Origin of the sequence: Acinetobacter sp. UBA3132, from assembly GCF_002364825.1 — a bacterium.
GTDB lineage: Bacteria > Pseudomonadota > Gammaproteobacteria > Pseudomonadales > Moraxellaceae > Acinetobacter > Acinetobacter schindleri.
The window spans coordinates 1-23,264 of sequence record NZ_DEZM01000108.1 but is presented as its reverse complement, the minus strand read 5'-3'; the positions used below and the strand labels follow the sequence as shown (position 1 = coordinate 23,264).

General features: G+C 45.1%; 15 protein-coding genes. 11 read left to right on the top strand and 4 right to left on the bottom strand.

All coding sequences use genetic code 11. From position 1 onward, the window contains the following. Positions 1 to 42 precede the first annotated feature (42 nt). Complete coding sequence (locus B4033_RS05295; RefSeq protein WP_286832552.1) at positions 43 to 4,161, bottom strand: UvrD-helicase domain-containing protein; 4,119 nt, start codon at positions 4,159 to 4,161, stop codon at positions 43 to 45. Continuing rightward, entirely contained in the window at positions 4,162 to 7,869 is a 3,708-nt protein-coding gene (locus tag B4033_RS05290; RefSeq protein ID WP_286832551.1) for an exodeoxyribonuclease V subunit gamma, read from the bottom strand. A gap of 176 nt (positions 7,870 to 8,045) precedes the next feature. On the opposite strand from B4033_RS05290, the gene B4033_RS05285 reads away from it, so the two are divergent. Continuing rightward, on the top strand, positions 8,046 to 8,549 hold the full coding sequence (locus tag B4033_RS05285) for a hypothetical protein (protein WP_004813492.1): 504 nt from the start codon (positions 8,046 to 8,048) through the stop codon (positions 8,547 to 8,549). A gap of 42 nt (positions 8,550 to 8,591) precedes the next feature. On the opposite strand, the gene B4033_RS05280 is transcribed toward B4033_RS05285, so the two are convergent. Next, positions 8,592 to 10,010 (bottom strand): polyphosphate:AMP phosphotransferase, encoded by a 1,419-nt coding sequence (locus tag B4033_RS05280; RefSeq protein WP_286832550.1) that lies wholly within the window; start codon positions 10,008 to 10,010, stop codon positions 8,592 to 8,594. Between the two features lie 207 nt (positions 10,011 to 10,217). Here B4033_RS05280 and B4033_RS05275 point away from each other — a divergent pair, with 207 nt between their 5' ends. The 8 genes from B4033_RS05275 to B4033_RS05240 all read left to right on the top strand — a co-directional run bounded on the left by B4033_RS05275 (position 10,218) and on the right by B4033_RS05240 (position 18,014). Then, positions 10,218 to 10,922 (top strand): FFLEELY motif protein, encoded by a 705-nt coding sequence (locus tag B4033_RS05275; RefSeq protein ID WP_286832549.1) that lies wholly within the window; start codon positions 10,218 to 10,220, stop codon positions 10,920 to 10,922. Positions 10,923 to 11,262: 340 nt separating this feature from the next. Then, positions 11,263 to 11,586 (top strand): hypothetical protein, encoded by a 324-nt coding sequence (locus B4033_RS05270; protein WP_004813497.1) that lies wholly within the window; start codon positions 11,263 to 11,265, stop codon positions 11,584 to 11,586. A gap of 483 nt (positions 11,587 to 12,069) precedes the next feature. Then, positions 12,070 to 13,014, top strand: coding sequence for a bifunctional demethylmenaquinone methyltransferase/2-methoxy-6-polyprenyl-1,4-benzoquinol methylase UbiE (gene ubiE, locus B4033_RS05265; RefSeq protein WP_004890506.1), 945 nt, complete (start codon positions 12,070 to 12,072; stop codon positions 13,012 to 13,014). 11 nt (positions 13,015 to 13,025) lie between these two features. Next, positions 13,026 to 13,703: a ubiquinone biosynthesis accessory factor UbiJ gene (locus tag B4033_RS05260; RefSeq protein ID WP_286832548.1), complete on the top strand. Its 678-nt coding sequence runs from the start codon at positions 13,026 to 13,028 to the stop codon at positions 13,701 to 13,703. Positions 13,704 to 13,715: 12 nt separating this feature from the next. Further along, complete coding sequence (locus tag B4033_RS05255; RefSeq protein ID WP_286832547.1) at positions 13,716 to 15,335, top strand: ABC1 kinase family protein; 1,620 nt, start codon at positions 13,716 to 13,718, stop codon at positions 15,333 to 15,335. A 156-nt stretch (positions 15,336 to 15,491) separates the two neighbouring features. Beyond that, entirely contained in the window at positions 15,492 to 16,568 is a 1,077-nt protein-coding gene (locus B4033_RS05250; protein ID WP_286832545.1) for a patatin-like phospholipase family protein, read from the top strand. Between the two features lie 60 nt (positions 16,569 to 16,628). Continuing rightward, a complete protein-coding gene (locus B4033_RS05245) occupies positions 16,629 to 16,946 on the top strand; it encodes a hypothetical protein (protein ID WP_076752953.1) in 318 nt (105 codons plus the stop codon). Between the two features lie 78 nt (positions 16,947 to 17,024). Further along, positions 17,025 to 18,014 carry a DUF2806 domain-containing protein gene (locus B4033_RS05240; protein WP_071320693.1) on the top strand — a complete coding sequence of 330 codons (990 nt, stop codon included), beginning with the start codon at positions 17,025 to 17,027 and terminating at the stop codon, positions 18,012 to 18,014. Positions 18,015 to 18,058: 44 nt separating this feature from the next. Here the strand turns inward: B4033_RS05240 and B4033_RS05235 are convergent, their stop codons facing one another. Beyond that, a complete protein-coding gene (locus B4033_RS05235) occupies positions 18,059 to 20,413 on the bottom strand; it encodes a Tex family protein (RefSeq protein WP_286832544.1) in 2,355 nt (784 codons plus the stop codon). 326 nt (positions 20,414 to 20,739) lie between these two features. Here B4033_RS05235 and ompR point away from each other — a divergent pair, with 326 nt between their 5' ends. Together ompR and B4033_RS05225 are read left to right on the top strand one after the other, a co-directional pair. Next, positions 20,740 to 21,504, top strand: a complete 765-nt coding sequence (ompR, locus tag B4033_RS05230; protein WP_004890528.1) for a two-component system response regulator OmpR — start codon at positions 20,740 to 20,742, stop codon at positions 21,502 to 21,504. Positions 21,505 to 21,746: 242 nt separating this feature from the next. Then, complete coding sequence (locus B4033_RS05225) at positions 21,747 to 23,207, top strand: ATP-binding protein (RefSeq protein WP_004813519.1); 1,461 nt, start codon at positions 21,747 to 21,749, stop codon at positions 23,205 to 23,207. Positions 23,208 to 23,264: the final 57 nt, after the last annotated feature.

The following is a 23,264-nucleotide window of genomic DNA, read 5'->3' as shown; positions in this document are numbered from 1 at the left end:
AATTTTATGTTTCTATTGTATATATTTCTTAGTTTCGCCATTTTATGCCGACTTATTCACCGCATAATAGCCCAGAATATGATCCAGTTTTTGGATAAATTCAACTTCAGGCTGCCAGTGATATAGCCCCTGTCCGGCCTGCCCATTCATGCCACGCAGATACAAATAGGTCGCTCCACCCAGATGCTGCCGGATGTCATAACCCTGCAAATTAGCGCTTAAATAGCGGTGCATGGCGACCAGATACAGGGCAGCCTGCAACCAGTAACTGGAATGCGTCATGCTGTCATGAATTGCTTCCGGCAGATAATCCTGCTGATTGGCACCGAGATAGTTACTCTTATAATCAGCGATGTGATAGCGCTGACCATCAAAATATACCAGGTCAATTGCCCCGGTCAGGTAACGTGCCGATTTGGCCTCATTAAAGTCCGGCATGATCAGGCCATAATCCGCAAACAGCTGCTGAATCTGGCGAATCTGTAACGGGGCATCATTCAAAGCCAGATAAAACGGGAATTCCGACAAAAAGCTGTGCTGATCCAGCTGGCTTAAACGAAACTCGCTCTGAAGCGGTGTGTTCAGGATTTCCCCGACCCAATCATGCATTAGATTCAGCAGAATATCTTCGGATAATTCTTCAAAGAATAGATTCGCTGACTGCTGCATTAGTCCAGTCACATCAAGATTTTCATGCGTGCTTGCTTTAGGCAGCTGCCCCATTTCCTGCTCAAACTGCTGAATAAAGGCATCATCATCCAGTTCCAGAAAATAACGCTCAAACTGCGTCATAAACTGTAGAAAATGAGTGACATCTAAAGATGGCTGCTGGAAAAAGCTGTGCCATGTATGGCGATAGGCAACACTTTGGTCATGCAAGCGGATACCGGTCAACAGTTTGTAGTTGACGCTGGCCATAACATGCAAAATAGCCTCAGCTAGCGCTCCTGCTTTTAAGCTGGCATTACTGGCTACCCGTTTAAACAGAGTATTCAGGTTAATCATAGCCTGCAGATAATACTGCTGGAAGGTCTGCTGCAGTAGCTCTAGAATCTGAAAATCCTGCTGGAACCGGTCTTTCAATTCCATCCAGATATGTGGCGCGGTATTCTTGAAACGACGGCGGATTTCCAGATTCCAGTAACTGCTATCCTGAAAATCCAGATGCTCGAAAATACTGTGCAAGAAAGTTCCGGCCACAGTACCTTTAGGAAAATTCAGCTTGATCCAGTCCAATGGCTGTTGCCGCACTTCTGCTTCTGTCTGCAGATGGATTTCATCGGCAGCACTTTCTGGGTGTTCATATAGACTGACCAGATCATCTTGCAGTACGGTTACATGCAGCTGATGTCTCGATAAAGCGGTGAAGCTGGTTTTGGTCCGTGGATAGAACTGCTGTTCCGGTAAAGGATGAGCAACTAATTCCAGTGCTGTTTGCATCTGTTCTACCGCAATACGCGGTGGTGCTGCTGTTAAGGTATTTTCCATACAGCTGAGCGGGTGCTGGAAGACCTGCTCACCCTGCCCACGCCAGTAGGCCAGACACGAATCTGATTGACCACTCTGATCCTGCAGCATGGCGTAAACCCGATGGCTGGCACGCGTTAGCGCCACATACCAGAGACGGTGATTCTCTGCGGCATTCCGTGCTGCATTCTGCAGCTGTGCCTGTTCATGCAGATCCTCACGATTTACCGCAATCACTCGTGACTGATTCAGAATATCGTCCTGCTCATGACCGGCCAGCGAGAAGTTAAGGTTACCTTTGTTGACGTCAAACGGCGCATCAGCGCCCATCAGGAATACGATTTTGAATTCAAGACCTTTGGAGGCATGGATTGTCAGCAACTGTACGCCACGATCGCCAGAGAGCTTGCGCTCTTTTTCGCTGTCCTTGCCAGAAGGAGACTGTAGCTGGCGCAGATACCAATGATACAGTTTCTGTGCACCCTGATAATATTCGCTTTGCTGCGACAGGATTTCGGTCAGATGACGCAGATTGACCACAACCCGCTCATTATCGATGCTCTGGCTCGATACCAGATTAGTCCAGACATCAAACAGGTTCAGGGCATAGTTCCAGGCACTCAGAAAGCCCTTGTCGAACCACATTTCCCGGATCGCTTCGAAATCGGCTATAAAGGTACTTAGGCCAACTGGCTGCTGTTGCAGTTCCAGCAGCTTTTTCAGGTCAAAGCCGAGCAGACGGGTCACTAAAGCACGGCGAACCTTGGCTTCATTAAACGGGTCCATGATCGCGGTCAGCACCGCGGCAACATCTTGTGCCACATTACTGGCAAAGACACTCTGTTTTGATTCCTTATAACAGGCAATCCCCATTCGTTGCAGACGCTGCTTGACCTGTTCCAGCGTATAATGTCCAAAGGACAGTACAGCAATATCATCCTCAGTTAGAGGAGCAGAACTGTCCTGCTGCTGGAAATACAGTTGTTGCTGTACAGATTGGTTCAGTAATTCGCGGATTTTCCAGGCCACCTGATCGGCTTCATGCTCCTGCTTACCCAGCTGCATCCAGCGTAATGGATAAGGATTAGCTTGTCCGGAATCAATCAGGTCCGGATGGGGACGACTACCAGCCTGAATCAAACTATAATTAACACTTTCACCAAAATCCATCCGGCGCTGGAACAGGGCATCAACCACTTCCACCAAAGCTTTGACCGAGCGGTGGTTCTGGGTCAGGGTATATTCATGGCCCCGCTTTAAACGGACATCAGCATGTGCCTTGTTATAGGTCAGCATGTCGCCGCCACGGAAACCGTAAATTGCCTGTTTTGGATCACCGACCATGATCATACAGCCGAGCTGTACCCGCGCAGCATCTCGCCAGATTCGTGCCAGCAGATCGTCCTGATCCTGGTTGGTGTCCTGAAATTCATCTACCAGAATTAAGGGATAACGAGACTGCACAAACTGGGCAAAACGGCGCCCCTGCTCACCTTGCAAGGCTTCAGTCAGGGTACGGATCTGTTGCGAGAAGGTAGTCTCTCCCTGCTTCAGTAAAGTCTGCGGCAGACGATGCTGCACGCTGCGAATCAGGTGATATTCCAGATAAGCCGTGAGCTGTTTGAATTTCTCATCCAGTGCCTGTTTCACATTGCACAGGGCTTCGATGGCACAGATCAGAGGATGGCTGAGGAAATACTGCTGCTCTTCTTCGCTACAGCTTTTGGTAAAACGCTGCTTGCCTGGCTGAAAATCAGTTTTATTACGCAGCAGATAACATAACTTCAGCACCAGCTTGCACAGCTCAGGATCAAAGAAGCACATACCCTTCTGTTCACTCAGCTGTACCGCCCAGTCAGAAAAATTGCTGCAGATTTCCGACAGTTTTGCATGAAAGTTTTTATGAAAATATTTCGGGGTTTCGGCGCAGTAAGTCTGTATCTTGAGCAGTTCTGCCGGACTGATATTGACCAGCTGCTCAATACAGGCATCCAGTTCACCCAAATCCCATTCTACCTGGCGGACTGACTGGAAATGATTGGCGCTAAAATTGAGTGCATCACGTACCAGTCCTACATAGTGCTCAGGGGATTTGAGCTGGTTCTGTAAATACATCTGGTTAATGACATACTGCGGCTGCTGCTGGATCCATTCCCGTAGTACATCATGAATCAGCTGCTGAATATACAGGTCCTGATCTTCAGTCAGTTCAGCACGTTCAATCCGACCACTTTCAAAGGCAAATTCACGCAGCAGCTTCTGGCTAAAACTGTCTAGCGTGCCGACAAACAGTTCATCCAGCTGGTTTAGTACCAATCCCAGACGACGGCGAGCATAGTCCATGCGGTTGCCATAGTCTTTTAACACTTTCTGAAATAGCGGATCAGATTCCTGTTCGATCTGCTGGGCCATTTCCACCGAATTAAGATGCTGATAGCGCTGGATATAACGCAAAGTTTCTTCCACACGTGCGCGTATCCGGCTTTTCAGTTCAGCTGTTGCCTTACGGGTAAACGTCGTCGCAATGACCTGATGTGGATAGTATTTATCCAGAAAAATCCGCACCATCAGGCTAGACAGGGTATAGGTTTTGCCAGTCCCTGCCGAAGCCTCGATCCAGTGCAGACCATTAAAGGTCATGTCCTGAATTGGATTGGTTGAAATTTTATGCTGCTGTTGAGGGGCGATGGTCATTTATTTTACCCACTCTAAATGTTGTTGAATCGGAGCATACAAGTCATAGGCAAATTTTAGCAGGCTATGCTGCAACGCCTGCTCTGGATCCTGATCCTGCAAAATGAATTGCCAGTCCTGATGCAGTACACAGGACTCATCCGAACTCAACGGGCGGGTACTTTCATAAGTGTTGTTCCAGGCCGCCAACAGCTTATCCAGATCACCAATAATCATTTGACCCTGCTCATTGGTTTCCCATTGCCAGTCTTTTTTCAGAATGAGCTCAGCCGGCAACACTACCGGTTGCTGCTGACCTGCTTCCCAGGCCTTAAACCAGTGAACCAAATATTCTTTAGCCTGAGAAGATATCACCTTGCAGAATTTTACGGTCTTGTTACTGAACAGCACAATTCGTTCCAGCTCTGCGGTATAACTGTCATCATTTAAATAGGCCAGCCAAAGCAGATATTCCAGCCAGACATGCGCGCGACGGCGCTCTGAGGCTGAAGCGGACTGCATGCTCAGCCAGTACGACGCATTCGGTTGCTGCGGCACAGTAATCTGCAACATCAGATCAGATGAATAACGATAGTTTTGCTGCGTGGTACGAGTAATCTGTTTGTCCAGTTGCTGTAGGCGCTGCTGCAGCAATTCCTGTTCCTGCTGGGTACTCAGCCAGGTTGCTTCCTGGGTTTTTCCGACTGGCAGACGATCCAGCATCAACCGGGTATCTATTTCCTGTTCCTGCTGCTGCAGGAAATCCCGTACCTGATATTGCTGCAATTTATCCAGCAATAATGGTTCCTGTGCCGCGGGCAAGTCTTTATATTTCACGCTGGAAATGCCAACACTTTTCAGGAACAGACGTGCCGGGAAGATCATGTCCCGAATCCATTCATCGCCATGCAGAATCCGAATCTGCTCCTGCTGTACTGGCGGACAATGGGTATTAATCCAGCTGCGACGCTGCCCTTCAGCCTTACAAAGAAAAGAAGCCACATCATGCCACTGATCCTGAAAACGTGGGGTACGTAGTGTACTAAAACCAACTGGATCAAAAGGCTGTAAAGGATGCACATGATAGAGCTGCTGGATATGCGCTGCGACTGGCAAGCCATTCATCTCGGTCATCACATCGACATCTGCATCTGGATGCTCGGACTGGCAGATCAGGGCAATATGCTGGATTAATTCCTGCAATGACGTGGATGGATCACGCACTTCGCCATCATTCACATCAAAGCCGTTGTAGAACAGCCACAGATTTTCCTGTGCTAACAGCAAGGCATCCAGAAATGCACCCTGATCATCATCCAGACGGGAGCGGTCACCGAGCTGTGGCTTGAGAATGCTCATCAAGTCAAACGGTAGCTGCTGATTTCGGCTCGGGAATTTGCCCGTATCCAGATTCAGCATCACCACCAGCTTATAAGGCAGTGGGCGAATCTGGCCAATCTGGCTAAAGGTAATTTGTCCGGTCGGTTCGGCCTGATCCAGCTGCATGTCCAGGCTATTCTGGATTTCTTCCAAGACATAAGGCAATGGTAAGCTCAATGCCACCAGTTCCTGAATCGCATTTGGATCATCCTGATCATGATAATCGGCCAGCGTCAGCATACGCATCTGCTTTTCAATGATTTCTGCTACGGTTTTTAATGACTCAACCCCATTGCTGCGGAATGCATTCACGTCCCGATTTAGATATTCCAGCCAGGTTTTTACCGGTGTACGCTGTCCCTGCTCATGTGCATTCAGCCAGCCGCGACGTTCATTGAAATCCTCATAGATCTGAATCAGGATAACAATCAGCGGAAAATCACTGCTGAGCACTTTGGCATAACTGAGGGTATCTTCAAACAGCTGATGTTCTGGCACCGCCATGCCCAGTACCAAGCGATCCAGAGCAAAGCGGAAGCTAAAGCGGTAATCTTCATCACCTTCATATAAATGCTGCTGTAAATGCTGCTGATCTAAGCCACGCTTAAAGCCGGCATCACTGAGCAGCTGGATGATGCGTTCCACTTGTGCATAGTCCAATACATAGTACTGCTGAGTCGCACTTAAACTCAGCCAGTCGGCAAAATCTTCAATGCTAAAACGTCGATGCATCAACTGTATGCGGCCCAGCACGGCACGCCAGGCATTGCTGACATCCAGACGGGATACCCCGGATATCTGGATCGGCAGATAAATATTGTTTTTGCGCAGACGGGACTGGCTGCCTTCTCGTTCACGTGGTGGTGGTGCAAAGACACTACGAATCGCCGGTTCCAGTTCTTTCAGGTTTGGACTCAATACCAGGATGTCACTTGGCTGACGCGGTACCTCTTCCGTGCCTTGAGCCAGCCAGTGAATGATCTGTTCGCGCAGTACTTCCAGTTGGCGTAATGAAGAATGACAGACATGGATCTGTACCGAGCTATCATCCGGCTTCAAGGGATAAGTATGCCGCTCCGGTTCTACCAGATACAGAATATCCGACTGGATTTTTGCCAGCAGATGGTCCTGATAGTCATCGACAAAGGCATCCGCCCAATGTCCTTCCTCACCCGAAGACAGTTTGGATAATAACGAGAAGTGGTCCCGTGCCTGCTTACCAAAACGGGTCAGTAAAGGATGACGTGATTCACGGTCTTCAGCATTAAAGTTCAGCTGGAACTTTTTCCAGAATGCAGCAATTTCCTCATCACTCGGCTTGCCTCCACGCGACTGTTCATATTTGCGGATAAAGCGTTCCTGTACACCCAGGTCATAGCGCGACTTCCAGCTCGGATCGACGCTATCCGCCCAGTATTCCTGTGACGGGTTAAAATGGAAAATATAAATCTCGATGTACTGACCCAGACGGCGCAAGAAATCCAGCTGGGCTGGTGGCAATTCCAGCATGCTAAAGACCACCACCTGGGATGGCAGCTGCTTTAAGGCCTGCGTTCGGGTTTCCGGATTTTCGATGCGTTCCCAGTACAGCTTTTCAATTTCCAGGATTTTGGCATAGTCATCCTGAAATACGTTTTGCCACAGCCAGCGCTGCCAGGCTTCCAGTTCCCGTGCCTGAATTTTGACGAAATCTGCTACCGGAATTTCCTGACCATTTTCATCTTTGGGGATATATAGCATCTGCTCTATTTCTAAAGGCAGATTCTGTCCCCAGTTGTGCAGCCAGTTGGTCGGGCAACTACATTGTTGCGGCGGACAATTGCGTGCGCAATAGCCGCGATAATCCATATAGTGACTAAACAGGCGCGATACCTGTTCACAGACCCAGTACAACATGCTTTGTTTTTTGAGCAGACGCTCATTCGGCTGTTCCAGACGGTCAGCGCTGTCATAAATCCGCTTTACGATTGAATACAGCGGATGCTGGGATTTGAGTGGAATTTCATCCGCCAGAATGGTCTTGCGCAACGCCTGAAAGGCTCGCCATTTAATGATGATACGTGGAATATTGGCTTCACGGACTTGCTCCAGCTCTTTCTGGCTATTTAGCACCCATTGATAAGAAGTCCATTGAAAAGCACGAATTCGGTGGTGAAATTGTGTATTGGCACTGATGCCCTTTTTCTCGGCAATTTCCTGGGTGAGCCAGGCTTCAACTGCGGGCGAAGGCACAATGAAATGCTGCGGCTCAAGCACCTGAAAAGCAGTTCTTTTCTGCTGACTCGTAACCAGCAGCATGCTATCCAAAAGCACATCAATTTTCTGACTTTGAATAACATGAATAGCCATGAATTCCCCAAATTAAAAGAAAGCAGCACTACAAAACAATAAAGATTATTTACTATACACCCTGTTCTGTCTATGTCACTTTTAATCTACACTTAAGTAGAAAAATTTCTTTTAAAAAAGCATCTTAAGGATACTTTTTTAGAAAAACAACAACAGGAAGCTTTAGGTAATCGCCCATGAAATTAGACAAATTTCCCGATCAAATTGATCCAAGTTTAAATCTAGAACAGATCCGTGAAGAATGCCTGGAGCTGATTAAGAAGCGTGCCTATATGTCTGCAGGTGCAGCCGTGATTCCGGTACCGTTTCTTGATGTCTTGATTGACGTCGGCATCCTGTCACAGCTAATTCCTGAAATCAATGCCCGATTCGGCTTGGCGCCAGAGCAGGTCAGCGTATTTGATCCAAAAACCAAACAGGTTCAATGGGATGAATTACGTAAACGCGGCGTACAATTTTCTGGTTTTGTGGTGGCACGTACGGCGGTAAAAAAATCCATCAATAATGTTGCCGCAAAATATATCACCAAGCAAGTGACCAAATTTATCCCGCTCGGTGGTCAGTTAATTGCGGCAAGTTTAGGCTACTTCGTAATGAAAAAAGTTGCCGAGGCACATGTGGAAGACTCTTATAAACTAGCCAAAAATATCCAGCAAAAACAGCAATCTAAAACTGTATAATTTCGATTTAGAATCATCTTACTTAAACGCAGCTTGGTCGTATTAACTTACGCCAAGCTGTTTTAGTATGGTTTTTAAGATTTGTAAACGTGCGCTATCCTTGTCATCGGTAGCAATTACATGCCATGGCGCCTGATCGGTGCTGGTATGCTCAAACATATCTGCCGCTGCCTGCAAATAATCCTCCCAGCGTTCACGGTTACGCCAGTCTTCATCAGTGATCTTGAAACGTTTATGCGGCGTCTGTTCACGCGCCTTAAAACGTTCAGCCTGTTCGTCCTTGGAAATGGCTAGCCAGAACTTGATAATCACGGTTTGCGCCTCAATCAGGTCATTTTCAAACCGGTTAATTTCTGCATAAGATGCCTGCCATTGCGCAGGACTAATCAGTTCTTCAATCCGCTCGACCAGTACCCGTCCATACCAGGACCGGTCAAAAATTGTAATCTTGTCTTCCGGCTGCAATTTTGTCCAGAAACGCCACAGATAAGGACGGCGCAATTCATATTTTTCTGGTGCACCAATGGTATGAATTTCATATTCGCGTGGATCAAGCTTTTTCACTAGCCGCTTGATTGCTCCCCCCTTACCGGCTGCATCCATCCCCTCGAATACGATCACCACATTACGTTGATCCATACGCATTGCACTGGCCACCTTGCGGGTCAGTTTCTTGAGTTCGTCCTTATAGGTATTCTGATCCACCGGCTCCCGCGAAGGCTGCAGCAATGCTTCAGGAATAGACGCCGGGGACCATGTCTTACTTCCTTTAGCAGGATGATCCGGACAGTGTTTCAAGGCCGCAAGAATAGTCTGGGCAAACTGCTGGTCACGCCGGGTTTCATCTTCACCATCAATGATGATCCAGTCCTCGGTAAAACGCTGACGCAAACGCTGGATCGCGTCATATTGCTTACGACTGCGCCAATCCAGACCATGTAAACGATGCCAATGCATCTCACTTGGATCAATATTATCTAAACGTTTTTGTAAAGACTTCCAGGGCAGATCAAACCAGATCTTGATCACATCAACATGGTTATTTTTCAGATCCTGCTCAAAGGTACGCATCTGTTCAACATAATGATCAAACATGCTTTCATCTATAGGATTCGCTACATGCATGGCGGTACTCAGCAAATCTGTATACCAGTTACCAAATAGCACCATGATCTGTCCTTCAGCCGGGATAAAGCGTGCATAAGGCTGCCAGAAAGTCTGTCTTTCATTCAGGGGCCGTGGCTGGTCTGCTTTTACCCGCAAATAACGCGGGTCAACCCATTCCCGTAATTGCTTAACCGCTTCACCTTTGCCGGCCAGCTCAATCCCATTGACCAGTATGACTAAACTTTTAGCATTCTTCTGTCCATGTGTATCTTTCAGGGCATATTGCGCATCGATAAGCTGTAACGATAATTCATTTTCTTCAATCAGTTGAAATTGTTGCTGTTCTGTAGACATAACCTGTTCTTTTTTTCTTGTTCGTGAATACAGTATAGACAGGCTTTTTGCCTGGTGAATAGCGATCGCTACGATTTTTAAACGATCTTTTTTGTCGAACTTTTCAACAAATTGACTTCAAATCCTGTGCAACCGGTCAATTTGTCATAGCGCGCCATCCTAACTCGTTCTAAGATTCCCGCATCCATAACCATATTTGAACTTCCCATGTCCAAACTTGCGGTTTTAGACGATCTTCTGGAACGTTATTATCAACTGAACTATCACAAGCAACCGGAACTGCAACAACGTCTGCAAGATGTACAGCTCTGGCAAAAAGAGCGTATGCAACGCACTCATGCCAAGCAGTTTGCAGAAAAGCAAAATGTGCTGATGTCAGAATATTTCCTGAACCGTCTTTATGGTGGACCGGACTTCGATGCGCTGGCAGAACAGATTGCCCGCTTGACGCGCTATGCGCATAAGGCGGAAAAGCTGATCCCGGATAATGCGATCAAGACCGGCACTCACGGAGTAGAACTGGCCATTCTTGCGGTACAGCTTGATGAGCAAGTGGCACAACAGTTATTGGAATATTATCATCCAGCCGAATCACTGACTGATGAAATTATGCGTCTGACCTATTTAAAGCTGGATCAGGGCCAGGATCGCCTAAAACAGTTAGCTATGCTGGATCAGCTTGGTACTCATCTGGATAAATATATGCGGTCTTTCATTGTGCAGGCAGCATTTAAAATGTGTAAAGGTGCCGCAGAAAAATACCGTTTTGAAGTCATGTATGAGTTTATGCAGGATGGATTCCTGGCGATGAAACCACTTAAGTCCGCAGAAAAGTTTGTACGTGAATTTACGGCAACTGAGCGTAATATCATTGATCGCGTGCATGCCGGTGATCCACAGCCTTTCCGTTAATTTCCGACAGCTTAAAAAATCTGAAAATATCACCTCAGGATAAGGCTGGCATCTGCTTGCCTTATTCTCTTAACCCAATCAACCAGCTATTTTTAAATCGTAGTAATTTCATCGATACAAAAAAAATCAGGTCTTAATAAATAGACAAAATAATGGTTCCAAAGCCCTAATCGTATCAATCAGTTATAGTCTTTAATAAAGTTATAAAAATTATGCAAAATTTACAGAAATTAATCTGTTTATGGTCAACGTACTTGATCGGCTTACGTGTTATCTAAGCCTCCGTATATCTTGATTCTTTATAGATGTACCCATGTCAATGAATTTTAGGAAAAATGTAATGGGGTACAAACAGTTATCTATTCGCGGCACTGTACAAATAAACCTGAGACCTTCAATAAACAGTTATAAAATTGATGCTCAAGATATACAGATTGAAAGCCATAAGTCTTTAGATATTTACGGTCAGGCGATGCTTGTTCATGATCTGAAATGCAAGTTAAAGATAGGCTATTTCCATATTGTGATTACTACAGATAAACAACGGATTATCTCTGTTGAACGTGGAGATTATGCACTAGGAGATGGTCTTTATTATGAACTGGATCAACTGTCCATTCGCTATGGTAAAAACCAGTTCATCCATAAACTGGACGAATCTTAAAAATTCTGGATACAAAATGAAAAACCCCGGCATCCTGCCGGGGTTTTTCGTATTGGTTCGCTTGGTATAACTCCTGTCGTACCTTACTTTCCTTGTATTTATCTATTTTTATTTTTAGAGGGAACATCCTGTTCCTGATGAACTTATCATATGAAATTTCTACTACTATAAAATAGTCGCTAAAAACCTGAATCAATGTAAGCAAAAACGTACAAAGAATTGAGTAGGTTTTGACTCGCCATTTAATTAAGCTATGGTGCACCGCATCAGCAGGAAGATATAAAAATTCAGAACGTATATCATGACTTTTTATCATCAATTAAGATAGATTTTTCGGCTGAGATTTCAGCTAAAGACGCATTTTTCTGTATATTATTCATAACAATTGCATGATGATTGCTGTATAACATCTTAGAATCTGTCATTATGCAGTCCATGCACGCATGCAAGATTAACCCCATTGATCTGTTAGGAGTGACTCCAATGTCCAATGAAAATACTACGCCTACCCCTACAGCTGAGTCGGCACAACAAACAGACAAAGTGAGCCCATTCTTAACTGCACCGTTACCACAAGGTGCGCCACAAGGTCAGCAACAGTCTCTAGAACAACGTCTGACTGATACACCTGTCACAGGTAGCATACCGAAATATAACCTGCCACGTGGGGCGAATACCGGTAATGTCGGTCCAACCACTCACTTCGGCTATCAGACTGTCAGCAGTGAAGAAAAAGCACAAAAAGTCGCGGAAGTATTCCATTCTGTCGCCAGCAAATACGACATCATGAATGACCTGATGTCTTTTGGTATTCACCGTCTATGGAAACGTTTTGCCATTAACATGTCAGGTGTGCGCCGTGGTCAGCATGTGCTGGATATCGCCGGTGGTACGGGTGACCTGGCCAAAGTATTCAGCCGTGAGGTTGGTCCAACCGGTCATGTGGTGTTATCTGACATCAACGAATCCATGCTGAATGTGGGTCGTGATCGCTTGATTGATGCGGGCTGTACCAATGTCGATTTCGTACTTGCCAATGCCGAAACTTTAGAGCCATTTGCAGACAACAGTTTTGACCTGTTAACCATTTCATTTGGTCTACGTAACGTCACCGATAAAGATGCTGCACTTGCTTCGATGTACCGTGTGCTTAAGCCAGGTGGCCGTCTGCTTGTTTTAGAATTTTCTAAACCGGTCTTTGAGCCATTCTCGAAACTGTACGACCTGTATTCATTCACGGCATTGCCAATCATGGGTAAAATCATTGCCAATGATTCTGAAAGCTATAAATATCTGGCAGAATCGATTCGTATGCACCCAGATCAGCGCACCCTAAAAGGCATGATGGAAAATGCCGGCTTCCAGAACTGTGATTACCATAACCTGACGGGTGGTATCGTTGCCGTTCACCGTGGTTTTAAACTTTAAGGTTCCCATTCATGTGGTCAATTCTGGCACTTGGTGCCGTTGAACGTGTGATTCACCATTTCATTGATCTGGATGCGATTACCCGCATCCAGTTAAATGCATTGGCTGGCAAAATGCTACGTGTAGTAATTACCTCACCGCAGCTTTCTGTAGATGTATTCTTTGATGATGGCAAGGTTCGCCTGGAACCAACAGCCACTGGGCATACTGAAGCTGCTTCGTTTTTTGAACAACGTCCTTATGAAGCCGACAGCTCACAGAGTTCTGAAGCCACTGCGACTTTACAAGTCGATAATGTTGTTGACCTGTTGAAACTGCTGCTTTCAGATGAAATAGGCAATATTCCGCTGCAAGGTGACTATAAATTATTGCAGGAAATCCAGCGTATTATGCAGCAGGCTGAACCTGATCTGGCGGCTCATCTAAGCCCGTGGATCGGACCAACCCTTGCGCATGAAATTGGCAAATTGCAATTGGCACCCAAACATCTCAAGCGCAGTCTGCAAAGCGGTCTGTTCTTTATGGAAGACACGCTTAAAGAAGACAGCGGTCTATTTGCTGCGCGTTGGCAAATGGATGATTTACAGCAAGATACACGTATACTCAATCAAAATATTGATCGCGTAGAAGCCAAGATTCGTCAGCTTCAGATACAGATTGAAAACCAACAAGATTCAACTCAAAACTAGGTACACCACTTTATGATTCCGCATGTTTCACGTTTACTCGAACTCTGGCGCATTGCCGCGCATTATCGACTCGATACGTTGTTTCCTGCGGAAGAACTCCCAGAAAAAAGCCGTCATATCCTGTCCCTGATTCGTATGCATCCGGCTGCATGGTCCAGCCGAGAGCGTAAAAATCCTCTCAAGCTGAAAGAAGCTTTAGAGGAAATGGGGCCACTGGCAATCAAACTAGGCCAATTGCTATCTACGCGTCGTGACCTGATTCCACCTGAAGTACTGCAACAACTGGTCTTACTACAGGATCGCGTCAAGCCATTTGACAATGACGTGGCTAAAATGCGTATTCAGGAATCGCTGAAAGCCGATGTAAACACCCTGTTTGCCCGTTTTGATGCTCAGCCACTTGCTGCTGCATCAATTGCACAGGTACATACTGCAGCACTGCACGATGGCCGTGAAGTCGTAGTCAAAGTGACCCGCCCCAATATCCGTAATCAGATTTTGCAGGATTTCGAGATCCTGAGCTGGTTGGGCGATTTTCTGGAAAAGCGTCTGGAAGCAGCGCGTGCCTTACATTTGACTGAAATTATTCAGGATTATCGTCAGATCATTCTGAATGAGCTGGACCTGACGCTGGAAGCGGATAATACCCGCCGGATGCGTCATTATTTCACCGGCTCCAGCATGATGTATGTGCCTGAAGTCTACATGGACAGCAAAGATGTACTGGTCGCAGAACGGATTACCGGTGTACCGATTTCGGATATTGCCACCTTTGATGAACTGGGTATGGATCGTGCTGACCTGGCACGCAAAGGCCTCACCATCTTCTTTACCCAAGTATTCCGGGACAACTTTTTCCATGCCGACATGCATCCAGGCAATGTCTTTGTAGAAACCATTAATCCGGCTAATCCACGTTTTATCGCACTGGACTGTGCGATTATGGGCGAGCTATCCAAACATGATCAGATGACTGTGGCGCGCATGCTGCTGGCGGTCATGAACAGCGACTTCATGCAGCTGATCCAGATTGTGCATCAGGCTGGCTGGATTCCACCGGGTACCGATCAGGATGCCTTGGCCCGCGAAATGCGCCGTACTGTAGGGCCAATGGTCTCAAAACCAATGCATGAGCTGGACTTCGCCGGCATTCTGATTCAGGTCATGGACATTGCCCGTCGCTTTCATCTGGAAATTCCACCGCAACTGATGTTGTTATTGAAAACATTAGTCCATGTGGAAGGCCTAGGCACTGACCTATATCCGGAACTGGATATCTGGAGCCTGGCCAAACCGATCCTGACCGACTGGATCAAGGCACAGATGAATCCGCAGAAAAATCTGAAAGAACTGGGACAGAAAATCCCGGATCTGCTTTTAGGGGCGCAGGATTTACCAACCTTGATGATCGACAGCCTGAACGGTCTAAAAAACCAGTCGGCCTGGCATGCCAAACAGCTCAATGAATTGCAAAGTATGCGCCTGCAAATGGAACATCAGCAAAAACGTAGCTGGATTTTTGGCAGTTTAATGGCGATTTTACTGTCTATTGCCATTATTTCACCTTGGTTTGTTTCTGTGATTCTGATTATTTTGGCCAGCATCCTAGCGATCTGGCGAATTGCAAAATAAGTAATTTAAATATGTAAAAAGCCTGATTTGTTCAGGCTTTTTTATTTGCTGAATGTCATATGACTCTAAAGTCACCTTAGGACACATCTTGCCATTGGGTCCAAAGGCACAACGCTTAAAATAAGCCCTCACTGGTCGAATATGGGTTAAACCTCTATGCAGATTTTACAAAAACATGCCCCTGCCCTGAAAATCCGTGCCGGGCATCTGGCACGTGAGCTGATTCTGAAAGAAGGTTTACAACCCGAACAGGTCGATATCGTTCCCGGTGCTGCAGGGGGTCCGAAAGGTATTGGTATTCAGGGGTTGGATCAGGCAATTTTTGGTGATTTTTTCCCACGTGCCCCTCAGCGTAGAACCCTGGTGGGTTCCTCCATTGGCAGCTGGCGTTTTGCCAGTATTGCTGCTCATGGTGCTAAACAAGGAACCGAACGCCTAGCTGAACTGTATACCAACCTTTACTTCCATAAGAAAATGTCACGTTTGGAAGTGAGCGAAGTCTGCCGCGGCATGTTATTCGACTTGGTCCAAGGCAAAGAGACGGAGCTAGTTAATCATCCAGATTATCATCTGACCGTGTTGTCGATTAAAGCCCAACACATTTTCCAAAGTGACAAGGCCTTACCTTTACTGGCTTCTGTAGCCGGAATTGTCGGGGCGACTGCAGTTGCACGCAAGCACAGCCGTCATTTTATGCAACGGGTCATCAGCCAACCGAATATGGGTGAACAGTTTAAAATCGCTGAAGATGGATTTACCACGCATTATCATGCCCTGACTGAACAAAGTGTCCTGTCCTGGTTAATGGCATCTGCCTCTATTCCGGGGGTGATGGCAGCGGTGAATAACATCCCGGATGCACCGCAAGGTTATTACCGCGATGGTGGTTTAATTGACTATCACATTGACCTACCCTTCCAGAGCAAAGGCATTGTACTGTATCCGCATTTTACTGACAGCATTACGCCGGGCTGGTTTGACAAGTTATTTAAACGCACCTCAAATCCGGAAAATCAGGCACGCACTTTGCTCATATCTCCATCACAGGAATATCTGCAAAGTTTACCTTTAGGCCGTTTGCCAGACCGTAAAGATTTTACCTTGAAAGGCTTGGATCAAACTCAGCGGATTCAGCTCTGGAAGCAATGTATTGCTGAAAGTCAGCGTCTGGGCGATGAATTTCTGGAACTGGTCGAGAAACAGAATTTTGCCGACCTGATGCAAGCCTTGTAATTGGCCGCAGCTGCCCGATTATTTGTATAATTGCCTTAATTTTTTGAGCTGTTGAGATTTATGCAGAAGTTTTTAGTGGTCCTGCAATATGCCTGTATTGCCTTTGCTCTTTATCTGATCTATAGCGTTGGCATGTCGCTATATACCCAGCAATTTGAGCTGATGGAACTGGTGGCCGATATTGGTACGATTCTGATCTGTATCGACTTGGGGGTGTTTTTATATACCAGTAAAGGTAAGTCTGGAATTAGCATGGAAGAATATGCAAAACGACTGGAACAGCCACCGTCGAAACTGGTTTATGTGACACGAAAACTGGGGCATCTGGGTATTTTGCTGATCATTACCAGCTGGATTGTTCCGATGATTAATTCGTAAAAGATTTTCAATAAAAAAACCTCCCGATTGGGAGGTTTTTAGATATTATAAAAATAATTAAACTTAATAATTATGAAGATGGAACAAGAAGTTATTAAAGCTGCTACCGATGTGGCAACAACGGCAGCGAATAAAGGAATTGGAAAACTTACAGACTTACTATTCTCTAAAAAGCTTCGAGAAGGAAAGAGACTAGATGATCTTTCAGCAGCTCAAACTAAAAAAGATATTGCATTAATTGAAAATGGCCTAGCAGAATATCGGGATGGCAAGTTTTTGCTTATTGAAGATCAAATTGGAAACCCTACTTCTACCTTAGGCTTAATTCTTGCTCAAAACAAACAAAATCAATCTGAAAACTTAGGTAAATGTTTGAGCAAAGCCTATGAACATTTAGCTGAAAAAAATGATGAAGAAATTAGTGATGAACAGATTTCAGAAACATTTTTTAATAAGTGGATAAATTATGGCAAAGAAGTTTCTGAAGAAGAATTACAAGATTTATGGGGTAGGATATTAGCTGAAGAAACAGCTTCTCCTAATAGTGTAAATTATTTAGTTTTAAATACATTATCAATGATGAGTAAAACTCACTTAGAAAATTTAATTAAATTAATTTCATATACAGCAGGCAGACTTATTTATCTGAATGACCCTCAAGAAGCTAAAAGTAGTTGGTTTAAAAATATAACTCAGTTCGATTTAGAAGAGCTGATTGATTTAAAAATACTAGAAGGAATTGAATTTGAAGGACGCTATACGAATACTTTAAAAAATTTCGAATTATCTTTCCAAAATGAATCAAAAAAATTTACTGTGCTTCGTAAATCACCTAATCATAAATATATATTGTTGATCGAAACAGAAGATCAAATAAAATTAAATTGTATTCGTTTAACAACTATTGGAAAAAAATTAGTAGAAATTTATGAGAGCAATTCTAACCTAATAAATGAAACTGAAAAGTTAGCAAAAATGATTCGGAATTTTAAAGCATTAGATAATGTGACTAATATTTTTCTAGGCTTAGAAAAAAGTAATGGATTTGAATTACTAAAGAAAATATAAAGAAAACCTCCCGATTGGGAGGTTTTTTTATTAACAACTAAAGATTATTTCGAACCTTTAATCCCCGCCTGTAATAACAATGCACCTAAACCACCAATTTTTTGCTCCTGTGGTTTAGCCACTTGCGGTTTCTTGCCCTGAGGACGCTCACCTTGCGGACGTGCTTGCTGTGGACGTTTGCCTTGAGGCTTACGTTCACCACGTGCTTCATTGTTTTCACGGCGTGGTTGACGTGGGGCTTTTGCCGGAGCAGCAGAACCTTCAGGGCGCATCGACAGGTTCACGCGGTTACGTTCAGCATCGACATTCAATACACGCACTTGCACGATTTGACCCGGTTTCACCACTTTATGCGGATCTGCGACAAATTCATTGGCAAGTTCAGAAATATGCACTAAACCGTCTTGATGAACACCAACATCGACAAATGCGCCGAAATTAGTCACGTTGGTCACTACGCCTTCCAGCTGCATGCCTTCAGACAATTGTGCAACTTCAGTAATATCATCACGGAACTTGGCGGTACGGAATTCTGGACGCGGGTCACGACCCGGTTTTTCCAGCTCTGCCAATACGTCTTGAATCGTTGGCAGACCGAATTTATCATCTACAAACTCTTCAGGATTTACCTGGCAAATAATTTCAGTATTGCCAATAATGTCTTTTACCGTTGTTGCTTTCGCTTCAACAATTTTAGACACAAGCGTATATGATTCAGGGTGTACTGCAGAAGCATCCAGTGGCTCAGAGCCATCTAGAATACGCAAGAAGCCCGCAGCCTGTTCAAAAGTACGTTCGCCTAAACGTGGCACTTTTTTCAACGACTGACGGTTATCAAAACGGCCATTTTCCTTACGGAAATCTACGATCTGCTGTGCAATCGATTTATTCAGACCGGCGATATAACCCAAAATTGCAGAAGATGCAGTATTGACATCAACACCCACCGAGTTCACGCAGTCTTCTACCACTGCTTCAAGGGTTTTCGCCAGGCCAGTCTGATTCACATCATGTTGATACTGACCTACACCAATCGATTTTGGATCGATTTTCACCAGTTCAGCAAGAGGGTCTTGCAGACGGCGTGCAATTGAAACTGCACCACGAATCGACACATCCAGCTCTGGAAGTTCTTGAGAAGCCAATTCAGAAGCAGAATAAACAGAAGCACCTGCTTCAGACACAGAAACGCGGGTCAGTTTCAGGTCACTGTTTGCTGCCATCATTTCAGCTACTAGCGCTTCAGTTTCACGGCTTGCCGTACCATTACCAATCGCAATCAGGTCAACATTAAACTCACGGCATAAACGCGCCAGCTCGGTCAGTGAACCTTCTTTATCATCTTTTGGAGCAAATGGATAAATGGTGCTATGTGCCAGGACATCGCCTGATTCATTCACGACTGCCAGTTTCACACCAGTACGGATACCTGGGTCAACGCCCAGCGTCGTACGCGCGCCAGCAGGTGCAGAAAGCAGTAAGTGACGTAAGTTTTCCGCAAATACGTTCATTGCTTCAGATTCAGCAGCCAGACGTTTTTCAGTCAATAAAGAATGCTCAATCGTCGGGCGGACTTTACCCAGCCAGAACAGTTTCGCAGTCTGTTTCAGGAAATCCTGACGAGACTGGGGCTGAATGGCATCCAGATTATATTCTGTTTCAATACGTGCCAATGGAGCATCGTCTTCGCCATCCACTTTCAGGCCCAAGACATTTTCCTGACGGCCACGCAGCATTGCCAACAAACGATGCGAAGGAACTTTGTTCAGGTTTTCAGAGAAATCGAAGTAATCACGGAATTTCTTGCCAACTTCTTTTTTCTCATCAGAAGCAACCAAACTTTTTAAAATGGCAGTTTTTGCAAATGTCGCTTTCAGCTCAGTGGTCAGCACAATGTTCTGTGCCCAGTCATCAATCAGGATGTGCTGGATCGCATCCAACTGGCTTTCTTGATCTGGATAATCTTCATGGCTAAAGCCCGCAAGTGCTTCGGCAGGATCAACCGCTTCAGCAAAGATTTTTTCTGCAATCGGACCAAGACCAGCTTCTTTGGCTTTGAATGATTTACTGGTACGTTTTGGACGGTACGGCGCGTAAATTTCTTCTAATGCATTTTTGGTTTCTGCCGCATTTACCCGCGCCAATAAATCATCAGATAATTTATCTTGTTCTTTGAGTGATTCAATCACCTTTTCACGGCGCTCATACAAATCACGCAAGTATGATAAACGCGTATCGAGCTGGCGTAGTTGCGTATCGTCTAAGCCCTGCGTTACTTCTTTACGGTAACGTGCAATAAATGGAACACTGGCACCTTCATCAATAAGTTTGATGGCAGCTTCTACTTGAGTTGGACGTACGGCAAGTTCTTTTGCCAACTGCTGAACTAAGTCAGTCATCGTGTTTGATCCCACAAGGATAAGTACTAAATGGCATGATTATAAAGACCAGGCCTATAAAATCCACAATTGTTTTTATTAATTTATCTTTATGAATTATGACAGTGTTGTTCAATATTTGAAGAATGACGTTTAGATCCAGGCAATGACTCCCTCATATTTGCGAAACTTTTATCATTTACCTGTATATATTTGGTATCCATCCCTTGATTTTAACTGCAATTTTTGTTGCTTTAGAGCATAGTCAATCGCTATAAATGAATCGTATACTCAAGACATCTATTAGTTTTTGTTTAAGACGACAATAAAGAATAAAGGAGCACCTTATGAGTTTAGTTGTACCCGCTGAAAAAACCGATGCAGTACATACCGAAACCGATCGGGTAGAACGCATTCTGGTTGTCGATGACGATGTCCGTTTACGTACCTTGCTGCAACGCTTTTTAGAAGATAAGGGTTTTGTGGTCAAGACTGCGCATGATGCTACTCAAATGGACCGACTGCTGCAGCGAGAACTGTTTTCTCTGATCGTGCTCGACTTTATGCTTCCTGTTGAGGATGGTCTGAGTATCTGTCGTCGTTTACGCCAGTCCAATATCGATACACCAATCATCATGCTGACAGCACGTGGTAGCGACTCGGATCGTATCGCAGGACTTGAAGCCGGTGCAGATGACTATCTACCAAAGCCATTCAATCCAAATGAGTTATTAGCACGTATCCGCGCCATATTACGTCGCCAGGTGCGTGAAGTACCAGGTGCGCCAAGCCAGCAAATGGAAGTGGTTAGCTTTGGTCCATGGTCACTTGATCTTTCTACCCGCACCTTGACTCGCGAAGGTCAGGTGGTAACCCTCACAACAGGTGAATTTGCTGTATTAAAAGCCTTAGTACAGCATCCACGTGAACCGTTAACACGTGACAAGCTGATGAATCTGGCACGTGGTCGTGAATGGGGGGCAATGGAACGTTCGATTGATGTGCAAGTGTCTCGCCTGCGTCGTCTGGTAGAGGAAAATCCGGCTCGTGCGCGTTATATCCAGACCGTATGGGGTGTGGGTTATGTCTTTGTTCCAGATGGTGCTGAATAAGAAAAACTATAAAGGGATAAGGATTACCTTCGTCTATTGTCTCTAAATGCCATTCGCTGCTGTCTGAGCCAAACTTGCATTCCTGGCTGGCATGGAACTTTACAAGTTCAGCGAATGGCACAGTTTTACTGGAATAACAGTATTTTATTTATTGAAAAGTCTTTTATTAAAGACACAGGCAGTTAAGATTCTATCCCAAGAATATTTCTGTAAAATCTGGAAAACGCCCACAGGATGCTGGTGTGAAACTTGACCCCATCGACCCACAAGAATTTACTGATTTTGTCCATTACTCGGAAAAGAAACGTACCCGTATGGAACGTTTTCTCGACAAAATCAAGCCACGTTCAGCTGCAATGCGAACCGCGGTACTTGTGGTTTTTGTGGTCCTGTTCAGTCTGGTGATGTCGATTTGGTTTTTCTGGCGAACTCTTTATTTGCCGGAAATTCAGCAACATGCCCGCTATCTCGCTGTTGAACTGGAAATCCTGAATAATCCTAGCCTGCGCCTGTATCACCATGATCAGGAAGTAGATATCGATGATTATTTAAAAAGCCGTATTGGGATTGAGTATATTACCGACCCTGCACAGTATCCCAATATTCGTGAAAAAGTGATTGCCGAATTTTTTACCAGTAAAATTGAGGAAAAGCTGGCAAAAGAATTACGTATTGACCGGGCAACTGTATATTTCCAGTTTAAGCCGAGTCCACAGATCTGGATTCAAACGCCTGAAATGAATGGTCATTGGGTTCGTGAACCTTTAAAAACCTATGCTAACTATAGCCCTGAACTGATTTTTGGCTGGTTGCTGGGTACACCATTGATTGCTGGCATTATTATTCTGACTTTGGTCCGTCAGCTGAATCGTCCGCTACGTCGCTTACAGGAAGCCGCGAATAGCTATAGTGCAACTGGTTCTGCACCCTATCTGGATACCAATCATGGGCCACTTGAAATCCGTCAAGTAAACAATGCCTTTAACCATATGATCTACACGCTAGAACAGACCGAGCGTGAACGCCGGATTATGCTCGCTGGTATTTCACATGATTTGCGCACGCCTCTGACTCGTATCCGCCTGAGTGCCGAGATGATGCCAGACGAAGATTTCCTCAAAGAAGGTCTGATTTATGATGTCGAGGACATGGATGCAATTTTAAATCAGTTTATTTCCTTTATGCGCGATGGTTCCGATGAAGAGCCACAAGAAACCAATGTCAATACCCTACTACAAGAACTGGTTACCCAGTTTAAGCCGCTTGATATCCGCTTTACGCCTCAGGAATTACCGCTAATCCAAGCCCGCAGTATGTCGCTTAAACGATTGATTGGTAACTTGATTAACAATTCAAAACGCTATGGTGCCGAACCAGTTGAACTCTCGGCCCAGATTGAACAGGATCGACTGTTAATCAAAGTGGCTGATCATGGTGAAGGCATTCCAGAGGATCAAATTGAAGATCTCATGCAGCCTTTTGTACGAGGTAATTCGGCTCGTACTGTTCAGGGTAGTGGCTTGGGACTGGCCATTGTAAAACGGATTGTCGATATTCATTCTGGTGAACTATACATTCATAATGGACCTGAAGGTGGATTGGAAGCCATCATTTCACTACCAATTCATCAAGCGGAACCAGAACAGACTGCGACCCCGACCACGCTCGACAAAATCCGACAAAGTATCACTGGTCACTTTTAAGAATAGATTAATGTTTATACATTTGATTTTTAGGATTTAATTTCTTATTTATATAAA